Origin of the sequence: Bradyrhizobium sp. WBAH42 (assembly GCF_024585265.1) — a bacterium.
GTDB lineage: Bacteria > Pseudomonadota > Alphaproteobacteria > Rhizobiales > Xanthobacteraceae > Bradyrhizobium.
Genome location: NZ_CP036533.1, coordinates 6,378,156 through 6,398,231, shown reverse-complemented (window position 1 = coordinate 6,398,231; position 20,076 = coordinate 6,378,156). Strand labels below are relative to the sequence as shown.

The following is a 20,076-nucleotide window of genomic DNA, read 5'->3' as shown; positions in this document are numbered from 1 at the left end:
GGATCGGGCCGTAACGCCTTAGCAATCAATGCAATTCTCCACTGAACTCGGCGGATTGCGGCAACTTTTCGTCAATAAACCGGCGGATCTGCGTCAATTTCCCCAAACATTTCGTTAACCATTTCCATGCTTGGGTGAGGGGAACCTGACCGCCGGACCGGCGGCCGTCGCGCGATGCCGGGGCCTGCGCCATGACGCCTGAACTGCAACGGATGGACTGGATGCCCTCGCCCCCGCTTGCGCCGATCGACAGCCCGCTCGACCTCGATCACCTCTCCCGGATGACGCTCGGCGATGCCGAGCTGGAGCAGGAAGTGCTGGCCATGTTCGCGGAGCAGGCGGCCCGTCTGCTCGCGGCGATGACAGCGTTGCCGGCCGAGACCGGCGCGCTCGCGCACAAGCTCAAGGGCTCGGCGCGCGGGATCGGCGCCTTTGCAGTGGCCGATGCCGCAGCCAGCCTGGAGACTGCGATCCGGACCGGCCATGGCCGGCCCCATGCCTTGGCCGCGCTGAAAGAGGCGGTGGCCGAGGCTCGCGCCGCCATCGCGGCGATGCTGAAGCGTTGAGCCGATACGGCCGCAGCCGGGCTCTAGTCGCTTGTTTTGACGCGTTTTCTTCCCGCAAAGCGGGATTCAATTCGCAACAAAACGCTATGGCGCCGGGCTGATCGACCCGTTATAGGACAGCCGGGACCCTCCTTCATTCAAAGCACCGCGGCAGCACGAGCACACATGGCCAAGATTCACTTTGTCGACCACAAGGGCGAAACCCGCACGGTGGAAATCGAGAACGGCGCAACCGTGATGGAAGCTGCGATCCGCAACAGCATTCCCGGCATCGAGGCCGAATGCGGCGGCGCCTGCGCCTGCGCGACCTGCCATGTCTATGTCGACGAAGCCTGGCGCGAGAAGGTCGGCAGCCCGACGCCGATGGAAGAGGACATGCTCGACTTCGGTTTCGACGTGCGCCCGAATTCGCGCCTGTCTTGCCAGATCAAGGTCTCCGACGAGCTCGACGGTCTCGTCGTGGCGACGCCCGAGCGCCAGGCCTGATCGTCTCCAAGCAGGCTAACCAAGTAGACTAGATGCTCGGCGGCGCGACCTCGATGCCGCGCTTGTGCCAGGGTCTGAGCTTCTCGATCACCTCTGCGGTCAGCGGCGCGGGTCGCCGCGTGGCCTCGTCGAGCAGGACGCCGACCGACGTCGCCGACGCAATGCACGTGCCGTTCGAGAACACGACCTGCTCGAATGTCACCGACGTTCGCCCGAGCTTGACCACGCCGAGGCCAAGCTCGATCGTGCTCGGCCAGTGCAGCTCGGCGCGAAAGTGCATGTCGAGCCGCACCATGATCCAGGCCAGGCCCGGCGGGGTCAGCCCGTATTCGGGAAGCTTCATCAGCGTGACACGGCCGGTCTCGAAATAAGTGGCGTAGACCGCGTTGTTGACGTGCTGGTTCGGGTCCAAGTCGCCGAACCGGACGTTGTCGCTGAGGCGAAACGGAAAGTCCTCGAGGTGCGGGGTCGTGTCGAGGCGGGCTGGTGCGTTCACCGGTTGATCTCCGTCATATCCATGCTCGTTACAGCCCAGTTATTCTGGCTCGGCAAGTGGGCGCGGCTGCGGGGCGAACCCGCTTTTATGCCTTCCCTGTTCCATCCCCGTTGGCTAGACAGGCAGGGTCACCTCTGCCCAACGGGCGCCGTCCAACCGATAACGACCGATAAAGAGACGACATGAGCGACGTGATCAAAACCGATGTGCTGATTATTGGCGCCGGCCCGTGCGGTCTGTTCGCCGCCTTCGAGCTCGGCCTTCTCGACATGAGGGCGCACTTCGTCGACATCCTCGACAAGGTCGGCGGCCAGTGTGCCGAGCTCTATCCGGAAAAGCCGATCTACGACATTCCCGGCATTCCGCATGTGTCGGGGCAGGGGCTGACCGACGCGCTGATGGAGCAGATCAAGCCGTTTCATCCGACCTTCCATCTCGGCGAGATGATCGAGACCGTGGAGAAGATCGGCGATCCCTTGTTTCGCTGTACCACGGATGCCGGCAAGGTGTTCGAATGCAAGGTGGTGGTGATCGCGGCTGGCGGCGGCTCGTTCCAGCCCAAGCGTCCGCCGGTGCCGGGCATCGAGGCCTATGAAGGTACTTCGGTGCACTACGCGGTGCGCAAGATGGAGACGTTCCGCGACAAGAACGTGCTGATCGTCGGCGGCGGCGATTCCGCGCTCGACTGGACGCTCAATCTGCATCCGATTGCGAAGCGCATCACGCTGCTGCATCGGCGCGACGAGTTTCGCGCAGCGCCCCACAGCGTCGAGCAGATGCGCGCGCTGGTTGCCGGCGGCAAGATGGATCTGCGGCTCGGCCAGGTCACCGCGCTCTCCGGCGCCGACGGCAAGCTCGCCGGCGCGACCGTCAAGGGCAACGACAACAGCATCACCGAAATCGCCTGCGACACCATGCTGCCGTTCTTCGGGCTGACCATGAAGCTCGGCCCGGTCGCGAACTGGGGCATTGCGCTGGAGAACAATCTGGTGCCGGTCGAGACATCCGCGTTCGAGACCAACGTATCAGGCATCTTCGCGATCGGCGACATCAACACCTATCCCGGCAAGATCAAGTTGATCCTGTGCGGCTTCCACGAGGGCGCGCTGATGTCGCAAAAAGCCCATCGTTATGTCTATCCGGAGAAGCGGCTCGTGTTCCAGTACACGACCTCGTCCTCCAGCCTGCAAAAGAAGCTCGGTGTCAACTGACGGAAGCGTTCCGGGGCGGCGATGCCCCATGTTTCTGGTGCTGGAACCGTTCGCGAAATCGCCGTAGTCTGCGGCCATCTCGGTCGTGGGCTTGGCCAGGTTTTTGGCTTAGCAAAGTGTTGGCTTAGCAAGGTCTTGGCCCAACGAAGTCTTGGCTCAACGAAGTCTTGGCTCAGCAAGGTGATTGGCTCAGCAAGGTGATGATAATGCGGACTCTCGTTTCCAGCTCTCGGCTGCTCTCCTTCCTCGCGCTCGCATTGTCACTCGCGATGGTGAGGCCGTGCGCGGCGCAGACCGCCGAGCCCACGGCGGCGGGCCTCTGGCAGAAGGTCGAAGACGGCAAGACGGTCGGATGGTTTCTCTTCATTGATCGCAATGGCGTGTTCGAAGGCGTGATCGCCAAGACCTTCCCGCGGCCGACCGACGATCCGAACGAGGTCTGCTCCAAGTGCACCGACGATCGCAAGAACGCGCCGGTGCTCGGCATCTCCTTCGTCCGCAACATGAAGCGCGAAGGGTTGAAGTACGAGGGCGGCAACGTGCTCAATCCGCGCGACGGCCAGATCTGGAAGGCCAACATGCGGGTCAGCCCCGACGGCCAGACCCTGACGCTGCGCGGCTATCTCGGCATCGCGCTGCTCGGCAAGGACGAGACCTGGACGCGCCTGCCGGATGCCTACATCGCGCAGGTCGATCCTGCCATCGTCGCAAAATACTTGCCGGCGCAGGCCGCAGCCGCGAAGCAACCCGCGCCCGCGGCGAAGAAGGGCGGTGCCACAATGGCGCCGGCGAAGCAATAAGGGCGCAGGCCGGCACTGCGCGGCCTCAATAGCTCTCGCCCTGGCGTAGGGGCCTTCCCCGCCACCGGATCTCCAGCCTGTGCGACCACCTTCGCCGAAGGGCGAATGCGCCTCGGAACCTTGCCAGTAGTTCCCCGGAATGCGCGCTGGCGCTGGATTTGCATAGCTGTTGGCAAAGCTGCTGGGGGAGCGAGTCGCCGTCTCCACGCCCGCGCACCATGCGGAGGGCGGACGGCAGCGTTTGCCCCGCGGTGATCACTTCGATCGCGGAGACCACATGAGACCTGCAAGACAGTGTGCCGCCGTGCTGCTGGGGCTGACGGTACTGACGCATTCGGCGTTGGCGCGCGACGACGGCCGCTTCGCCAACTCGCCCTTAAAGCCCTGGTTCGAGAGTCTGCATAGCGAATTCGGGCAATGCTGCTCGGATGCCGACGGCTATGTCATTGCCGATGTCGATTGGGAGTCCGATCGCGGCCGCTACCGCGTGCGCATCGACGAGGAGTGGGTCGTGGTGCCCGACGGCGCCCTGATCACCGTGCCGAACAAGATCGGCCGCACCATGGTGTGGAAGCACTATGTCGACGGCCATCCGCGCGTGCGCTGCTTCATGCCGGGCAGCATGACGTAGACGCGCGTCATTCCGGTCGGCGCGCGGCGCCGAACCCGGAATGACAAAGGCGAGCTTAGTGCGCCTGTTTGTTCGAACCCGCGCTCGCGAGCTGCTTGATCCGGGGCGACAGCACGGAGACCTGCACCGGCGAGGCCGGCATGCCGGCGACGGTCATCGCAGGGCTTGCAGACTGCTCCTCGACGCCGGCGCCGCCGAGCACCTGCACCTGCGTCGCCGTGATCGGAAACGACGTCACTTCGTAAGAGGGAAGCTCGCTGGCGAACGCGGCGGCCGAGCTCGCAATCATGGCGCCGGCAACGGCAATCATCGAGAGAACGCGCATTGGAAAATCTCCGTGGAAAATGTCAATCGGAGGTTTGGTCGCCGCGGTGCCGCGACAGGTTCGCTCGTGCGCGAACAATCCCGTTGCCTTCGGCGCAGATATTGATTGCTTGATGCGAAGGGACGAAACGCGGAAGAAGTTTTCCGCGCCAATATTTCCGGACGGTTTCGCGAAAGGCGCTTGCGGTCTCAGGTCACCGGCGCGGGATTGAACAGTGTAAGGTCGTTGTGGATGCCCCAGCGATCCGACCACGGCTTGGTGCGGCCAGAGGCGACGTCGAGGATCAGGCGGAAAAGGTCCCAGCCGGTCTCCTCGATGGTCTTCTCGCCGGTTGCGATCTTGCCGGCGTCGAAATCGATCAGGTCCTTCCAGCGCCGTGCGAGCTCGCTGCGCGTCGCGACCTTGATCACCGGCGCTGCCGCAAGGCCGTAGGGCGTGCCGCGGCCGGTGGTGAAGACTTGCAGCGTCATGCCGGAGGCGAGCTGCAGCGTGCCGCAGATGAAGTCGCTTGCGGGCGTCGCCGCGAACAGCATGCCCTTCTGCGTTGCCTTCTCGCCGGGCGAGAGCACGCCGGCGATCGCGCTCGAGCCGGACTTGACGATCGAGCCCAGCGACTTCTCGACGATGTTGGCAAGGCCGCCCTTCTTGTTGCCGGGCGTGGTGTTGGCGCTGCGGTCGGCGCCGCCGCGGGCAAGATAAGAATCGTACCAGGCCATCTCGCGCACCAGTGCGCGGCCGACGTCCTCGTTGATGGCGCGTCGCGTGAGCAGCTGGATGGCGTCGCGCACCTCGGTGACTTCCGAGAACATCACGGTGGCGCCGGCGCGGACCAGCAGGTCTGCGGCGAAGCCGACGGCGGGGTTGGCGGTGACGCCGGAGAAGGCATCGCTGCCGCCGCATTGCAGCCCGATGACGAGGTCGGAGGCGGGGCAGGTCTCGCGCTTGCGGGTGTTGAGAACCTTCAGCCGCGCTTCCGCCTGGGTCATGATCGCATCGACGATGGCGCCGAAGCCATCGAAGGCTTCGTCCTGCATGCGGACGATGGCATCGCTCACGCCTTCGGGCACCAGCCGCTCAGGCGCCAGCTTCTCGCAGCCGAGGCCGACCACCAAGATCTCGCCGCCGAAATTGGGGTTGAGCGCGAGGTTCTGCAGGGTGCGGATCGGCACGACAGCGTCGGGCGCGGTGATGGCGACGCCGCAGCCATAGGCATGCGTCAGCGGCACGACGTCATCGACGTTGGGATATTTCGGCAGCAGCTCGGCGCGGATGCGCTTCACCGCATATTCCATCGTGCCCTTGACGCATTGCACGGAGGAGGAGATGCCCAAAATATTTTTCGTGCCGACCGAGCCGTCCGGATTGCGGTAGCCCTCGAAGGTGAAGCCTTCGAGCGGCGGCAGCGGTGCGGGGACGGCGGTGGAGATCTCGAGCTTGTCGAGGGCAGGGGCCTCCGGCATGCGGATGCGCGCCTCGTCCACCCAATCACCGGCCACGATCGGCGACAGCGCGTAGCCGATGATCTCGCCATAACGGATGATGGGTTCACCTTCGGCGATGTCGACCAGCGCGGTCTTGTGTCCCTGCGGCACGAAGGCGCGGAGCGTCAGGCCGCTGGCGAAGCGCGAGCCGGCGGGGAGCCCGAAATCATTGACCACGATCGCGACATTGTCGCGCTCGTTGAGCTTGATGTAGCGGGGTTGCTCTTTCGCTGCGACGTCCTGGTCCATCTGCGCTTGCCTCAGAAGTCGTAGGGTGGGCAAAGGCGCAACGCGCCGTGCCCACCATCTTTGCCGAACGTAAGCGGTGGGCACGCTTCGCTTTGCCCACCCTACGATATCTCAACCCGGATACGTATAAGCCGTCTTCACCGTGGTGTAGAACTCGCGTGCGTAGGAGCCCTGCTCTCGGGCGCCGTAGCTCGAGCCCTTCCGGCCGCCGAACGGCACGTGATAGTCGACGCCGGCGGTCGGCAGATTGACCATCACCATGCCGGACTCGCTGTTGCGCTTGTAGTGCGAGGCGTATTTCAGGCTGGTGGTGCAGATGCCGGAGGCGAGGCCGAACTCGGTATCGTTGGAGATGGCAAGCGCCTCCTCGTAGTTCTTGGCACGAATGACGGCGGCGACCGGGCCAAAAATCTCCTCACGCGCGATGCGCATGTTGTTGTTGGCCTCGGTGAACAGCGCCGGCTGCAGGTAGTGGCCGGGATTCTCGCGCTTCAGCAGCTCGCCGCCGAAAGCGAGCTTGGCGCCTTCGTCCTGGCCGATCTTGATGTAGCGGAGGTCCTGGTCGAGCTGGTTCTGGTCGACGACGGGGCCGATATGCACGCCGGCCTTGAGCGCATCGTCCACCGACAGGCTGTTCAGGCGCTCGGCCATGGCGGCGACGAAGCGGTCGTGGATGCCTTCGGTGACGATCAGGCGCGAGGACGCGGTACAGCGCTGGCCGGTGGAGAAATAGGCGCCGTTGACGGCGACCTCGACGGCGGTCTTGAGGTCGGCGTCATCGAGCACGACCAACGGGTTCTTGCCGCCCATCTCGAGCTGGAACTTCTTCATGGGGTTCGAGAGCACGCAGGCCTGCGCGATCTTGCGTCCCGTCTGCACCGAACCGGTGAAGGAGATCGCGGCGACGTCAGGATGCTCGAGCAGGGTCTGGCCGACCACCGAGCCGGAGCCGACGACGAGATTGAACACGCCCGCGGGAATGCCGGAGCGGGTGATGATCTCGGACAGCGCGTGCCCCGAGCCGGGCACCAGCTCGGCCGGCTTGAACACGACGGTGTTGCCGTAGCAGAGCGCCGGCGCGATCTTCCAGGCGGGGATCGCGATCGGGAAATTCCAGGGCGTGATCATGCCGATGACGCCGACCGGCTCACGGGTGAGCTCGACGTCGAGGCCGGGACGCACCGAAGCGCCCTTCTCGCCGATCAGGCGCAGCGCTTCACCGGCGAAGAACGCGAAGATCTGGCCGGCACGGGCGACCTCGCCGATGCCTTCAGGCAGGGTCTTGCCTTCCTCGCGCGCGAGCAGGCGGCCGAGCTCTTCCTTACGGGCGAGGATCTCGAGCGAAATCTTGTTCAGCGCGTCGAAGCGCGCCTGCGGGGTCGACTGCGACCAGGCGGGGAAGGCGGCCTTCGCGGCGGCGATGGCCTTCTCGGTCTGCGCCTTGTCGGCCTTGGCGTATTCGCCGACGAGATCATTGGTGTTGGAGGGGTTGATGTTCCTGGTGATGCCGGAGCCGTCGACCCATTCGCCGCCGATGAAGTTCTTCAGGATTGCTGTCATCTTTTTCCTCCAGGGGAACGCTTTTAACGGACGAGACAGGGACGCTTGTCGTCAAACGTCCAGCCGGGGATCAGGTCCTGCATGGCCATAGCGTCATCCCGGCCGCCGAGTCCATGCTTCTTGTAGAGCTCGTGCGCGGCCTCGATGGCGGTGCGGTCGATCTCGATGCCGAGGCCCGGGCGGTCCGGGACGGCGATCTTGCCGCCCTTGATCTGGAGCGGCTCTTTGGTCAGGGCCTGGCCGTCCTGCCAGATCCAGTGGGTGTCGATCGCGGTGACCTTCCCTGGAGCGGCGGCGCCGACATGGGTGAACATGGCGAGCGAAATGTCGAAATGATTGTTGGAGTGCGAGCCCCAGGTCAGGCCGTTGTCACGGCAGGTCTGGGCCACGCGCACCGAGCCTTGCATGGTCCAGAAATGGGGATCGGCCAGCGGGATGTCCACCGCCCCGAGCCGCAGCGCATGGGAGAGCTGCCGCCAGTCGGTGGCGATCATGTTGGTGGCGGTCGGAAGGCCCGTTGCGCGGCGGAACTCGGCCATGATCTCGCGGCCGGAGAAGCCGGCCTCGGCGCCGCAGGGGTCTTCGGCGTAGGCGAGGATGCCGTGCATGTTCTTGCAGAGGCTTATCGCCTCATCGAGCGACCAGGCGCCGTTGGGGTCGAGCGTCACGCGTGCGTTCGGGAAACGTTTTGCGATGGCCGTGACGGCCTCGATCTCCTGCTCGCCGCGCAGCACGCCGCCCTTGAGCTTGAAGTCGGCGAAACCGTAATGATCGTGGGTGGCCTCCGCCAGCCGCACCACGGTCTCGGGCGTCATCGCCTCCTGGTGGCGGAGGTTGAACCAGTCCGCCTTGCCGGTCTCGCCGGTGACATAGTCGAGCTTCGACCTGCGGCGATCGCCGACGAAGAAGAGATAGCCGAGCGTCTCGACGCTGCTCCGCTGCTGGCCTTCGCCGAGCAGCGCGGCGACGGGCAGTCCGAGATGCTGGCCGAGCAGGTCGAGCAGCGCGGATTCGATCGCGGTGACCGCGTGGATCATGACGCGGAGGTCGAAGGTCTGCTTGCCGCGGCCGCCGGCGTCGCGATCGGCGAAGGCGGTGCGGACGTCGGCGAGGATGTTGTTCATCGCGCCGACCGTCTTGCCGATCACGAGGTCGCGCGCGTCCTGCAGGGTCTGCCAGATCTTCTGCCCGCCCGGCACCTCGCCGACGCCGGTGCGACCGGCATTGTCGGTGAGGATGACGATGTTGCGGGTGAAGAACGGTGCATGCGCGCCGCTCAGGTTGAGAAGCATGCTGTCGCGGCCCGCGACCGGGATCACCTGCATTGCCGTGACCACAGGTGCACCGGCGACTGACGCGCCGGAAATCTCAGTCTGGGCCATCGCACGCTCCTCGTTGTCTATTCTGCAGCCTGTTGTGACGATCGTGCGGCGGGCAGCTTCTGCACCAGCGCGGTCAGCTCCGCCATCTCCTGCTCGGTGAGATCGGTCAGCGGCGGACGGACCGGGCCGGAATCGCGGCCGATCACCTTCATGCCGGCCTTGATGATCGAGACCGCGTAACCCTTCTTGCGGTTGCGGATCGCGATCAGCGGCAGGATGAAATCCTTCAGGCCGGCCTGGATCGTGGCGTGGTCGCGCTTGCGCACCGCGGCGTAGAAGTTGGTGGCGAATTCCGGCACGAAGTTGAACACGGCCGAGGAATAGGTCGTCACGCCCACGTCGAGATAGGGCAGCGCGAAGGTCTCGGCGGTCGGCAGGCCGCCAACATAGGTGAGGCGGTCGCCGAGCTTGGTGTAGACGCGGGTCATCAGCTCGATGTCGCCGATGCCGTCCTTGTAGCCGACGAGGTTCGGGCAGCGCTCGGCAAGGCGTGCGAGCGTGTCGGGCTGCAGGATCGCGTTGTCGCGGTTGTAGACGATCACGCCGATCTTCACGGCGGCGCAGACCGCCTCGACATGGGCGGCAAGGCCTTCCTGTTCGGAATGGGTGAGGTAGGGCGGCAGCAGCAAGAGGCCGTCGGCGCCGGCCTTTTCCGCACCGATGGCGATCTCGCGGGCGATCGCGGTGCCGTAACCGGTGCCGGCGAGCACGGGCACGCGGCCCTTGGTCTCGTCGACGGCGACCTTCACGACCTGCGGAACCTCTGATGGCGTCAGCGAGAAGAACTCGCCGGTGCCGCCTGCGGCGAAGAGACCTGCTACGTCATAACCGCACAGCCAGTCCATGTTGGCGCGGTAGGTCGCCTCGTCGAAGGAATGGTCCGCCCTGAACGGCGTGACGGGGAAGGACAGGAGGCCCGATCCGATCTTCTGGGCCATTTCCTGCGGGGTCATCTTGCTCATGGGCGCTCCCTTGTCGTGTTGCGGAGGACGCAAGCAGAGGCCGCGCGTCCATGCGCCGTGGTTTAGGAGACCGTTCGATGCGCGTCCAAGCCAAAGCCTATATCGACCGATGCGGATTGAGCATCAATCCTCGGCCGGCTCCGCGGAGGACAATTCGCCGGCGATCTTGACCAGCGCCGACAGCAGCGGGTTCTCGTCCTCGCGCCGCCACACCATGAACAGCTCGACGGGCACACGGGTGCGCAGTTTCAGCGGCCGCAGCCGCACGTCGGAGATCTTCAGGTTCGCCGCCGCCGCCGGTACGATGGCAAGGCCGAGGCCGGCGCGCACCATCGCGAGGATGGAGTGGATCTGGCTGAGATGCTGGACGTAGCGCGGCAGCACGTCGGCGCGGGTGAACAGCGCCACCAGCAGATCGTGGAAGTAACGGCTCTCATAGGGCGAGTACATCACGAAGGGCTGGTCGTCGAAATCCTTGATGGTGATGCCGTCGGCATTCGCCAGCGGATGTTTTTTCGGAATCGCGGCGAGCAGCGGCTCGGCGACGACGCGGCGGCTGGCAAGTTCGGGCCGCGCGATCGGCGGCCGCAGCAGGCCGGCGTCGATCTGGCCCGAGGTCAGCGCCTCGAACTGGTCGCCCGACACCATCTCCTTCAGCGAGAAGTCCACCTCGGGCAGCTTGGCACGGCATGCGGCGACGAGCTCGGGCAGGAAGCCATAGGCCGCGGCCGCGGTGAAGCCGATCTTGAGCGAGCCGGTCTTGCCGAGCGCGATACGACGGGCGACCTGCGAGGCGCTCTCGGCAAGCTTGAGGATGCGCCGCGCCTCCGGCAGGAAGCTGCGCCCCGCGGGCGTCAGGCGCACCGAACGGCTGGTGCGCTCCAGCAGCGGCGCATCGATGATGTGCTCGAGCACCTGGATCTGCCGGGACAGCGGCGGCTGGGTCATGTTCAACCGTGCGGCGGCGCGGCCGAAATGCAATTCCTCCGCCACCGTGACGAAACAGCGGAGCTGGTTGAGGTCGAACATCGATACATGCCTTAGATGGATAAGGCGTTTCCCCGGCACTTCTAGCATCGATCACCCCCAAAACAAAGACGGCGGCTTTGTGGGCCGCCGTTGAGTTGCCTGGTCAAGCTCCCATGGGAGCCCTCAGGAGGAACAGCCTGATGCGAGACCGCCTCACGTCCGCTGCGGACACCACTGCGCTCATCACGCGCTTCCCTTAAGTCTCGGCCCGTTTTCCCCGACACGAGTCCTAGAGGCGCGCGCGGCGAAGTGTCCAAGTTCAAGGCGGCATCGATCGATGCCGTTTTTGGATTGATGGAACGGCAGGTAAGGGGAACGACCGTGAGGCGGCGAGAATGCGCGTCACGGGCTCGTCATCGCGAGGAGCCCTTGCGACGAAGCAATCCAGAGTCCTGCCGCGGAGCGACTCTGGATTGCTTCGCTGCGCTCGCAATGACGGGTGAAGCGGCAGCTGCGGCGCTTGGGCGCGCTACTGCTGTGCGCTCGGCAGCAGCTGCGGCAATAGTCCGCGCGTCACGTTCGGCGGCACCGCATCGAGCCCGAGCGCGGCGCTCGCCGCCGGCAGCGCCGCATCGGCCATCGCGGCGTGACCCTCGGCGCTCGGATGCACCGCTCCGCCGTAGACGGCGGAGAGCACGCCCCAGGTCGCGTCGTGGATGTCGGTCGGCTGGCTCGCCGCCGGCAGGCCCTGCGGGTAGGTCATCGCGGCGAAATAGCTGTCGTTGGCGTCGCGGACCCAGCGCGCGCGGGGCAGGTAGGCGCGGTACTCCGAGGCGCCGCGGCCGCACAGCATCGGCTGGCTCGCCGCGCTGACGATATCGGGATTGAAGCTCTGGCCGTTCTCGGCAAAGCAGCTGCGGTCGAATTCGGGATCGTTGGTGGAACGGGCGCAGAAGCCGTGCTCGGCGAATGCGGCCTGGTGCGCGTCGACGAAGGTCATGCGGTCAGCTTCGGGATCGCGGCACAGCGCACCGCGGGTGCAGGTGGCGAGCCCTTTCAGCTGCGGCAGGAATTCGGTGTCGACGAAGGCGGAGACGCGGGCGAGGCGCTGCGGATCGGTGTTGAAGGACGGGTGGATGTCGAAGCCGGCTCGGCCGCCGCGGCAGGGCGCGCCGCCCTCGGCGAGCGCAGGATTGGCGTAGGAGACATAGACCACGTGCGAGAGGTCGCCGCCGACCAGCGGCTTCAGCGCCTCGCGCAGCTTGACGAAATTCTGCGGCAGCTCGCGCTGGAGCGCATCGCGGGAATCGTCGACGCTCGCCATCACGCCGGAGCGGCGGAACAGCGCGCGCTCGGTCGCGGTGTCGACGATGACGTCGGCGACGAGACCGGAGAAATAGACGTCGTTGGCGCCGACCGAGAGCAGCACGAGGTCGAGCGTGCGCTCGGGCTGGCGCTTCTTCGCCGCGGTGACGGCTTCCCGCAGCTCGGCGACTTGCGCGTTCACGCTGGTGTTGCAGACGCCGGTCTTGCCGGGCGGGCATTCGCGGGCGCGCTGGGAGCCGAGCAGCCCGTCGCCGATGCTGGCGCCGGTGCAGGCAAGCGGCAGGAAGGTCACGGCGATGTGGGTGTAGCGCACTGCGAGCGCCAGCGCGGTGCGGGCCTGGTAGCTGTAGAGCGAGCGATGACAGGGCGCATTGAACCAGAGCGCGCTGTAGCGTTGCCAATTGGCGAGCGTATCGGGCGCCTCGCAGGCGCGGCCGCCTTTGAAGCCGTGGCGGCTCGGACGATAGTACTGCGCACCCGCGGTGCCGAGATAGGAGCGGAAGCAAAAGCCTTCGTCCGACAGCGCCAGCGGCCGGTCCGGATTGCCTTCGCCGGAGGCGATGCTGTCGCCTAGACCTGCGATGAAGATGTCGCGCACCTGGATCTCGGTCTGGACCCGCTGGGTCGGATCGGAGCCGGCGGAGACATCGACGGTCGCAACCGTCTGCTTGCCGTAGCGGACGCGCAAATTGATCGGCTCGGCGCAGTCGAAGGTCGAGGCCTGCGGGCCGTCGCCGTCATCGAACGACCAGGCGCAGGTGGCGCCGACCGGCACCGCGCCGGTCAGGCGCACCGTGACCGGATGGTCGATCGGCGTGATGTAGTTCTCTTTGACGTTGTCGCGGGTGCAGGGCTGGTTGACCCGGCCCTGCAGGTCGATGCAGAGCCGGTTGACCATGTTGCGAGCCCAGCCGCGCCCCTCGCTCTGGAGCTCCAGGGACTGCTCGGCGGCCAGAATGCTGCGGTTACGCGCGTTCTCGACATGAAGCAGGAAGTCGCGCTCCTCACGGAACAGGCGGAAGCGGTTACGCACCTCCCAGCTGATCTGCATGGCGCCGGCGTCCTGCGCGGCGGCGCGCTCGGGCAAAGCAGTCAGGATGCCGGCAAGCAGCACGGCGCCTGCCGAGAGGGTGCGAAGGAATACGGTGATCATGGCCCGCGTCTTCAACGGCAAAGTTGAGGCGGAAATAAGAGAGGATTGCGCCCCGGCCTGCAACCTTTGCCCGATGATTCCCTGGGGTGCGCTTGGCGGCTCAGCGCTTGCTGGCCTGCCGCAGCAGGCGTTCGCGCTCCATCGGCGTCACCTCCTTGGGCAGGTTGGCCTGCGCGCAGGCTTCCGCCAGCCGCCGCCGCTCCTGCCACGGCGCGACCACATTCATCCAGAGCTCGCGCGTGCCCATGATGGAGATGGCGAGGCCGAACGGGATCACGAAATAGAGAATGCGGAACACCAGCAGCGTCGCCAGAAGCTCCTCGCGGCCGAACTGGGGCAGCGCCACCAGCATGGCCGCATCGAACACGCCGATCGAGCCGGGGGCGTGGCTGGCAAAGCCGATCAGGGTCGCCAGGATGAACACGACCGCGAGCGACATGAAGTCGATCGGCGGGTTGGACGGCATCAAGAGGTACATCGCCGTGGCGCAGAAGCCGAGATCGACGACGCCGATCAGGATCTGCACCAAGGTCAGCGGCGCCGAGGGCAGCACCACCTTCCAGCCCTTCTGGCCGAGCTCGCGGCGCTTCTCGCCCATGCAGAGCCAGACGAGATAAGCCCCGATCGATGCGAGTCCGCCGAGGGCGATCAACCGGTTGAGCGACGAGGGCAGCTGATCCATCGACGAGGCCGCATCCGGATGGACGGCCATGCCGATCGAAAGCACGAAGATGTTACCGAGCCAGAAGGTTAGGCCCGACAGGAAGCAGATCTTCGCGACGTCGATCGCGTTCAGCCCATAGTCCGAATAGATCCGGAAACGGATCGCGCCGCCGGTGAAGACCGTGGCTCCGATGTTGTGGCCGATCGAATAGGACGTGAAGCTGGAGAGCGCCGCGATGCGATAGGGCACGTGCTTCTTGCCGATCGTTCGCAGTGCAAAAAAATCATAGAAGGTCAGCGTACAGAACGCGAAGAAGACGCAGATCGCCGCCAGGCCGATATTGCCGCGGGGAATCTCGGTCAACGCGGTCAGGATGACCCCGGTATCGATGCCCTTGAGGGTCCGCACCAGCGTGGTGATCGCGAAGGCGATGATGAAGATGCTCGCGGCAACTCCGAGCCGTCGCCAGCCGATCCATCTCTTGAAGCCGCGTTTCAGCGCGGGCAGCAGTCCGTGCATTCATCCTCCCGGCGGGGGGCAAGAGCGACCGGGCCAGGCATTGGCCGGTCGGGTGCGATCACGGCCAAAGGCAGGCATCGATCGCTAGGCATGATCCAGCTCATTTAAGGCAAAATCAGCGGCTTGTGCAGCCCTTGACAACAATAGGTTCTGCGTTCGGCCGGCAACTTTGTCATACGCAGTTCATATCGGAGGCGCGTTAAGCATATGAGTCGTGAAACCCGGCTCCATTCGCGCCTTCACTGTGCCGACACGGTGTCAAATCCTGGCGCGGTCCGCATTGTTCCAGCGCAAGCGGTATCGGCCTTTTTGGAACGTCGATGCCGCGTGGTCGTTAGGCTCCATCAGCAATCGAACATGGCGGAATATGCGGCTTTTCGTGCAAAGCCGGCGCCGCCGTGTTCCCAAGACCCGAGAGGATCGGAACGATGGGACTGTTCACAAAAGACATCAAGACCATGAACGACCTGTTCGTGCATCAGCTCCAGGACATCTATTACGCCGAGCAGCAGCTCACCAAGGCGCTGCCGAAGATGGCGAGCAAGGCCACTGATCCGCAGCTGAAACAGGGCTTTTTGACGCACCTCGAGGAAACCAAGCAGCACGTCGCGCGGCTCGAGGAGGTCTTCAAGATGCACGGCGTAGCTGTGAAGGCGGTCGACTGCCCGGCCATCGACGGCATCATCGAGGAAGCCGACGAGACCGCCGGCGAAGTCGCCGACAAGGCGGTGCTGGATGCGGCCTTGATCAATGCTGCGCAGGCCGCAGAGCATTACGAGATCGTCCGCTACGGCAGCCTGATCGCCTGGGCCAAGCAGCTCGGCCGCAATGATTGTGCGACGGTGCTCGCCAAGACGCTCGAGGAGGAGAAGGCGACCGACAAGAAGTTGACGACCCTCGCCGAGAGCAAGGTGAATCTGCGCGCGGCGAGCTGAGGATAGGTAACCACGAGCGCCGTGCGACCGTCCGCGCGGCGCTTTTGCCTGCTCGCCTCCCGCTGCCGTGGTGCTGCTTCGGTGCGCCGTCGCGAGGATCAACAATGTGACCGAACTCGCTCATCTTCCATTCACCACTTCCGGAGCAGGTTTGTAGCCGGTTACCGATCGTCCACCACTGTCGGCTCAAGTGCGGGTCGATAGGGGCTGGCAATGTATCAAGTTCTCTACTGTCTCACCGACGAACATGACTGGCGACTGGTCGCCCTTGGGGGCGCAGTGTGCCTGCTCGCCAGCGCCGCGGCGATCAGCCTGTTTCAGCGCGCACGCGCCACGCACGGAGCCGGGCGTCTGGCCTGGATCGCCCTGGATGCGGCCGTCAGCGGCTGCGGCATCTGGGCGACGCATTTCATCGCGATGCTCGCCTACGGCCCGGGGAGCGCCGGCGCCTACAACATCCCGGTGACAATTCTCTCGCTGATGTTTGCGATCTCCCTGACCTTCGTGGGCCTGAGCATCGCGGTGGCGTCCTCGCGCCAGGTGTGGATCGTCGTCGGCGGCGCCATTGTCGGCCTGGGTGTCGCGGCGATGCACTACACCGGCATGGCTGCGCTGGAGATGCCGGCACGGGTGGATTGGATCGGGAGCACGGTTGCCGCCTCGGTGCTGTTCGGCGTCGTCTTCGCAGCGCTGGCGCTGTTCGTGGCTGCGCGAGGTGACGACATTCGGCATGCGTTGAGCGCGACTGCTCTGTTGACGCTCGCGATCGTCGCCCATCATTTCACCGCGATGGGCGCGGTGCTGCTGACGCCGGACCCGACGCTCGCAATCAGCGGGCTCTCGATCCCGCCGGCCTCGCTGTCGTTCCTCACTGCCAGCGCCGCCGTCGCGATCATCGCGATAGCGCTCGTTGCCGCGCTGCTCGACCGCCGCGCCAAGGGCGAACTGGGCCGCCAGCAGATCGTGCTGGACAGCGCGCTGGAGAACATGTCGCAGGGGCTGTGCATGTTCGACGCCGACGGCAAGATCATCCTGTTCAACGAGCGCTATGCCGCGATGCTCCGTCGTACCGACGTGCCGCTGACCGGCCGCTTGCTGGTCGAGGTGCTCAGGGAAGAGCAGGCCAAAGGCCAGTGGCAGGGCGACGCCGATGAATTCTTCGCCCGCCTCGTCGCCGACGCGCGCGAGGGCCGCACCACGACCGACGTCGTCAACCGGTTCGGCCGCTCCATCCGGGTCGTCAACCAGCCGATGCAGGGCGGCGGCTGGGTCGCGACCTTCGAGGACATCACCGAATGGCTGGAGGCACAGGCCAAGATCTCGCACATGGCGCGCCATGACGCGCTGACCAGCCTGCCGAACCGGGTGCTGTTCCACGAACAGCTCGAGCAGGGACTGCGTCAGACCAAGTCGGGCGACCAGCTCGCGGTGCTTTGTCTCGATCTCGATCACTTCAAGGACATCAACGACTCGCTCGGCCATCCCATCGGCGATGCGCTGCTCAAGGAGGTCGGCCGCAGGCTCAAGTCCACCGTCGGCGAACAGGACACCGTGGCGAGGCTCGGCGGCGACGAGTTCGCGGTGGTCCAGATCGGACGCTCCGAGGAGATCGCCGCGCGATCGCTTGCCGGACGTCTCGTCGAGGTGATCTCGGCGCCTTACCAGATCGACGACCATCAGATCGTGATCGGCGTCTCGATCGGCATCTCGCTGTCGCCGCAGGACGGCAGCAATCCGGACGAACTGTTGAAGAACGCGGACCTTGCACTCTATCGCGCCAAGGCGGATGGCCGCGGCACTTATCGCTTCTTCGAGACCGGCATGGATGCGCGTGCGCAGGCGCGGCGCCTTCTGGAAATGGATCTGCGCGCGGCGCTGCAACGCGACGAGTTTCAGGTCTATTATCAGCCGATCCGTGAGGTCGCCAGCGGCCGCGTCGTCGCCTTCGAGGCGCTGCTGCGCTGGAACCATCCGCAGCGCGGGCTGATCGCGCCCATCAGCTTCATCCCGCTCGCCGAGGAGACCGGGCTCATCGTTCAGCTCGGCGAATTCGTGCTGCGCTCCGCCTGCGCCGACGCGGTCACCTGGCCCGACGATGTCGACGTCGCCGTCAATTTGTCGCCGGTGCAGTTCAGGAGCCCGAACCTGATCGCAGCGGTGACCGAGGCGTTGGCCGTATCGGGACTCGGTGCGCGCCGCCTCGAGCTCGAGATCACCGAATCCGTTCTGCTCCAGAACAGCGAAGCGACGCTGACCACGCTGCACGAACTCCGCGCCATGGGCGTGCGGATCTCGCTGGACGATTTCGGCACCGGCTATTCGTCGCTGAGCTATCTGCGCAGCTTCCCGTTCGACAAGATCAAGATCGACCGTTCCTTCGTGTCGGAGCTGGCGACGCGCGAGGATTCGATGGCGATCATTCGCGCCGTGACCGGCCTCGGCCGCAGCCTCGGTATCGTCACCACGGCGGAGGGCGTCGAGAACGACGCGCAGCTCGAACTGCTCCGGCGCGAGGGCTGCACCCAGGCACAAGGTTATCTGTTCAGCAAGCCGCGGCCTGCCTCGGATGTCGCGATCATGCTGGAACGGCCGCGGCTGCGCGCGTCGGCTTGAGAGGTCAGCTTCGGCGCAGCGCGAAATGTGCGCCGCAGAACGCCATCACGGCGCCGAGACACAGGGCGGCAAGCCCGGCGAGCACGCCCGACACGGTCGGGATCGGGCTCGGCGCCGACGCCGCCTGACCCGCTCCCGCAAGCAGGAGCACGCCAACCGCGATCAGGAATTGCCGCATCCGCTGCGGGATCTGTCCGGAAACGGCGCTCTGCATCAGGCTCGCCGTGAAGTAGCCGCCGGAGAATCCGACGGTGGCGATCAGCCACCAGGCGATCGCAGCGCCCGCCGGAATGAACTCGTGCGTGTCGGAGCGCCAGAGGCCGCCGAGGTCGAGACCGTAGCGCGCGCCCAGCATGTGCACCGCGAGCGCGAGCAACACACCGGAGATCATTGCGGCGCCGAGAATCAGGCGGCGCGGAAAAAAGGTCGTCTCAGCCATGCCTCGCTTGTAGGATGGCGGGGGGCGATCGCGCAAGCCGATCGCCGATGGGATCATTGATCGACATGCCGGGAGCTGAAGCTGGTTCGGCCACGAGCTACGCCTACAAGGCCTCGCTGATCGGCTCGGCCCATCGCTTCGAGCTGACCGAGCAGGGGCTGTCCTGGCACATCGCCGGCCGCTCCGGCCTGTGGCGCTATGACGAGATCTCGGCGATCCGGCTGTCGTTCCGCCCGGTGTCGATGCAGCAGCATCGCTTCCGCGCCGATATCAGCCGCGCTGGTGGCGGCCGCGTCGCGATCCTGTCGACGAGCTGGCAGACCGCGGCGCTGATGGCGCCGCAGGACAACGGCTTTCGTGATTTCCTGATCGAGCTGCATGCGCGGATGGCGAAGGCGGGCAGCCGCGCCGAATTGACCGCGGGCCTCGGCCGCAAGACCTATGCGGCGGTGCTGGCGTTCCTGGCCCTGCTCGCTGTGGCAATGGCAGGACTCCTGATCCGTGCGCTTCTGATCGGCGAATTCGCCGGCGTGCTGTTCATCCTCGGCTTCGCCGCTCTGTTCGCCTGGCAGGTCGGCGGCTTCGTGCGGCGCAACCGGCCGCACAGCTACAGCTTCGATCGCGTGCCGAGGGCGCTGCTGCCTTAGGTGCAATCGGTCGCAATCAAACGTGACTTCGCGTCCCGCCGCGAGCGTCGCATCTTGTGGACATGTCAGTCATGGACCGCAGTACCCGTCTGCCGACGGCAGAAGAGATCGCCAGAATCAACCGCACGCATCTGATCGACACGCCGCTTCGGCCAGCCGACCTGCTGTTCGTGTTCGGTACGCGCGAGGACGTTGGCTTGCGTGTCGACACCGCCGCAAGGCTGTGGCGCGAGGGCCTGTTCCGCTGGTCGATTGTCAGCGGCGGGGTGACGCTTGGCTCGGAGCAATCGGAGTGCAGCATCATCAAGGCCGCAATGGTTGCGGCGGGCATTCCGGCGGACGTTATCCTGGAGGAGGATCGCGCGATGAACACGGGCGAGAACGTCATCTTCTCGCTTCCGATCATCGATGCGGCAATCGGACTGCAGAACATCCGCAGTGTGATCTGCCTCGGCAACACCTGGACCGCGCGGCGTTATCCGATGACGCTGCATCGACATTGGCCGGCGGTCGAGAAGATGCTGCTCACCGTCGATAGTTTCGCGACACCGCGTGCACTCTGGCATACCGACGTCGAATTTCGCCGCCGCATGCTGCACGAATGGGACAAGATCGAACCTTACAAGGCGAGGGGCTTCATCGCGGACTGGCCGCAGATCTGA

General features: G+C 65.4%; 19 protein-coding genes. 9 read left to right on the top strand and 10 right to left on the bottom strand.

The genetic code is table 11. From position 1 onward, the window contains the following. Positions 1-191: 191 nt before the first annotated feature. Both DCG74_RS30265 and DCG74_RS30260 read left to right on the top strand, forming a co-directional pair. Entirely contained in the window at positions 192-566 is a 375-nt protein-coding gene (locus DCG74_RS30265) for an Hpt domain-containing protein (protein ID WP_172785268.1), read from the top strand. Between the two features lie 165 nt (positions 567-731). Beyond that, positions 732-1,052: a 2Fe-2S iron-sulfur cluster-binding protein gene (locus DCG74_RS30260; RefSeq protein WP_008143731.1), complete on the top strand. Its 321-nt coding sequence runs from the start codon at positions 732-734 to the stop codon at positions 1,050-1,052. 28 nt (positions 1,053-1,080) lie between these two features. On the opposite strand, the gene DCG74_RS30255 is transcribed toward DCG74_RS30260, so the two are convergent. Then, complete coding sequence (locus DCG74_RS30255; protein ID WP_172785267.1) at positions 1,081-1,548, bottom strand: thioesterase family protein; 468 nt, start codon at positions 1,546-1,548, stop codon at positions 1,081-1,083. 182 nt (positions 1,549-1,730) lie between these two features. Here DCG74_RS30255 and DCG74_RS30250 point away from each other — a divergent pair, with 182 nt between their 5' ends. The 3 genes from DCG74_RS30250 to DCG74_RS30240 all read left to right on the top strand — a co-directional run bounded on the left by DCG74_RS30250 (position 1,731) and on the right by DCG74_RS30240 (position 4,190). After that, positions 1,731-2,759 carry an NAD(P)/FAD-dependent oxidoreductase gene (locus DCG74_RS30250; RefSeq protein ID WP_172785266.1) on the top strand — a complete coding sequence of 343 codons (1,029 nt, stop codon included), beginning with the start codon at positions 1,731-1,733 and terminating at the stop codon, positions 2,757-2,759. A gap of 206 nt (positions 2,760-2,965) precedes the next feature. Next, a complete protein-coding gene (locus DCG74_RS30245) occupies positions 2,966-3,559 on the top strand; it encodes a DUF2147 domain-containing protein (RefSeq protein ID WP_172785265.1) in 594 nt (197 codons plus the stop codon). Positions 3,560-3,836: 277 nt separating this feature from the next. Next, positions 3,837-4,190 carry a hypothetical protein gene (locus DCG74_RS30240; protein WP_172785264.1) on the top strand — a complete coding sequence of 118 codons (354 nt, stop codon included), beginning with the start codon at positions 3,837-3,839 and terminating at the stop codon, positions 4,188-4,190. A gap of 55 nt (positions 4,191-4,245) precedes the next feature. Here the strand turns inward: DCG74_RS30240 and DCG74_RS30235 are convergent, their stop codons facing one another. From DCG74_RS30235 to DCG74_RS30200, 8 genes are all read right to left on the bottom strand, one after another. Next, positions 4,246-4,515, bottom strand: coding sequence for a hypothetical protein (locus DCG74_RS30235; RefSeq protein ID WP_246572062.1), 270 nt, complete (start codon positions 4,513-4,515; stop codon positions 4,246-4,248). 188 nt (positions 4,516-4,703) lie between these two features. Next, positions 4,704-6,245 carry a galactarate dehydratase gene (gene garD, locus DCG74_RS30230; RefSeq protein WP_172785263.1) on the bottom strand — a complete coding sequence of 514 codons (1,542 nt, stop codon included), beginning with the start codon at positions 6,243-6,245 and terminating at the stop codon, positions 4,704-4,706. 111 nt (positions 6,246-6,356) lie between these two features. Then, on the bottom strand, positions 6,357-7,805 hold the full coding sequence (locus DCG74_RS30225; protein WP_172785262.1) for an aldehyde dehydrogenase family protein: 1,449 nt from the start codon (positions 7,803-7,805) through the stop codon (positions 6,357-6,359). Between the two features lie 23 nt (positions 7,806-7,828). Continuing rightward, positions 7,829-9,187, bottom strand: coding sequence for a glucarate dehydratase (gudD, locus tag DCG74_RS30220; RefSeq protein WP_172785261.1), 1,359 nt, complete (start codon positions 9,185-9,187; stop codon positions 7,829-7,831). Positions 9,188-9,204: 17 nt separating this feature from the next. After that, positions 9,205-10,149: a 5-dehydro-4-deoxyglucarate dehydratase gene (gene kdgD / locus DCG74_RS30215; protein ID WP_172785260.1), complete on the bottom strand. Its 945-nt coding sequence runs from the start codon at positions 10,147-10,149 to the stop codon at positions 9,205-9,207. Between the two features lie 123 nt (positions 10,150-10,272). Then, a complete protein-coding gene (locus DCG74_RS30210) occupies positions 10,273-11,178 on the bottom strand; it encodes a LysR substrate-binding domain-containing protein (protein ID WP_172785259.1) in 906 nt (301 codons plus the stop codon). A gap of 469 nt (positions 11,179-11,647) precedes the next feature. Then, the gene (locus DCG74_RS30205) at positions 11,648-13,597 is read right to left on the bottom strand and encodes a hypothetical protein (RefSeq protein ID WP_172785258.1); all 1,950 of its coding nucleotides are present in this window, start codon (positions 13,595-13,597) and stop codon (positions 11,648-11,650) included. Between the two features lie 100 nt (positions 13,598-13,697). Beyond that, positions 13,698-14,780 (bottom strand): YbhN family protein, encoded by a 1,083-nt coding sequence (locus DCG74_RS30200; RefSeq protein WP_172785257.1) that lies wholly within the window; start codon positions 14,778-14,780, stop codon positions 13,698-13,700. A 428-nt stretch (positions 14,781-15,208) separates the two neighbouring features. Between DCG74_RS30200 and DCG74_RS30195 the strand changes: the two genes are divergently transcribed. Both DCG74_RS30195 and DCG74_RS30190 read left to right on the top strand, forming a co-directional pair. Then, the gene (locus DCG74_RS30195) at positions 15,209-15,715 is read left to right on the top strand and encodes a ferritin-like domain-containing protein (protein ID WP_172785256.1); all 507 of its coding nucleotides are present in this window, start codon (positions 15,209-15,211) and stop codon (positions 15,713-15,715) included. Positions 15,716-15,928: 213 nt separating this feature from the next. Next, positions 15,929-18,328: an EAL domain-containing protein gene (locus DCG74_RS30190; protein WP_172785255.1), complete on the top strand. Its 2,400-nt coding sequence runs from the start codon at positions 15,929-15,931 to the stop codon at positions 18,326-18,328. A gap of 4 nt (positions 18,329-18,332) precedes the next feature. On the opposite strand, the gene DCG74_RS30185 is transcribed toward DCG74_RS30190, so the two are convergent. After that, positions 18,333-18,767 carry a hypothetical protein gene (locus tag DCG74_RS30185; protein ID WP_172785254.1) on the bottom strand — a complete coding sequence of 145 codons (435 nt, stop codon included), beginning with the start codon at positions 18,765-18,767 and terminating at the stop codon, positions 18,333-18,335. 47 nt (positions 18,768-18,814) lie between these two features. On the opposite strand from DCG74_RS30185, the gene DCG74_RS30180 reads away from it, so the two are divergent. Then, positions 18,815-19,414 carry a hypothetical protein gene (locus DCG74_RS30180; RefSeq protein WP_246708801.1) on the top strand — a complete coding sequence of 200 codons (600 nt, stop codon included), beginning with the start codon at positions 18,815-18,817 and terminating at the stop codon, positions 19,412-19,414. A 62-nt stretch (positions 19,415-19,476) separates the two neighbouring features. Further along, a complete protein-coding gene (locus tag DCG74_RS30175; RefSeq protein ID WP_172785253.1) occupies positions 19,477-20,076 on the top strand; it encodes a YdcF family protein in 600 nt (199 codons plus the stop codon).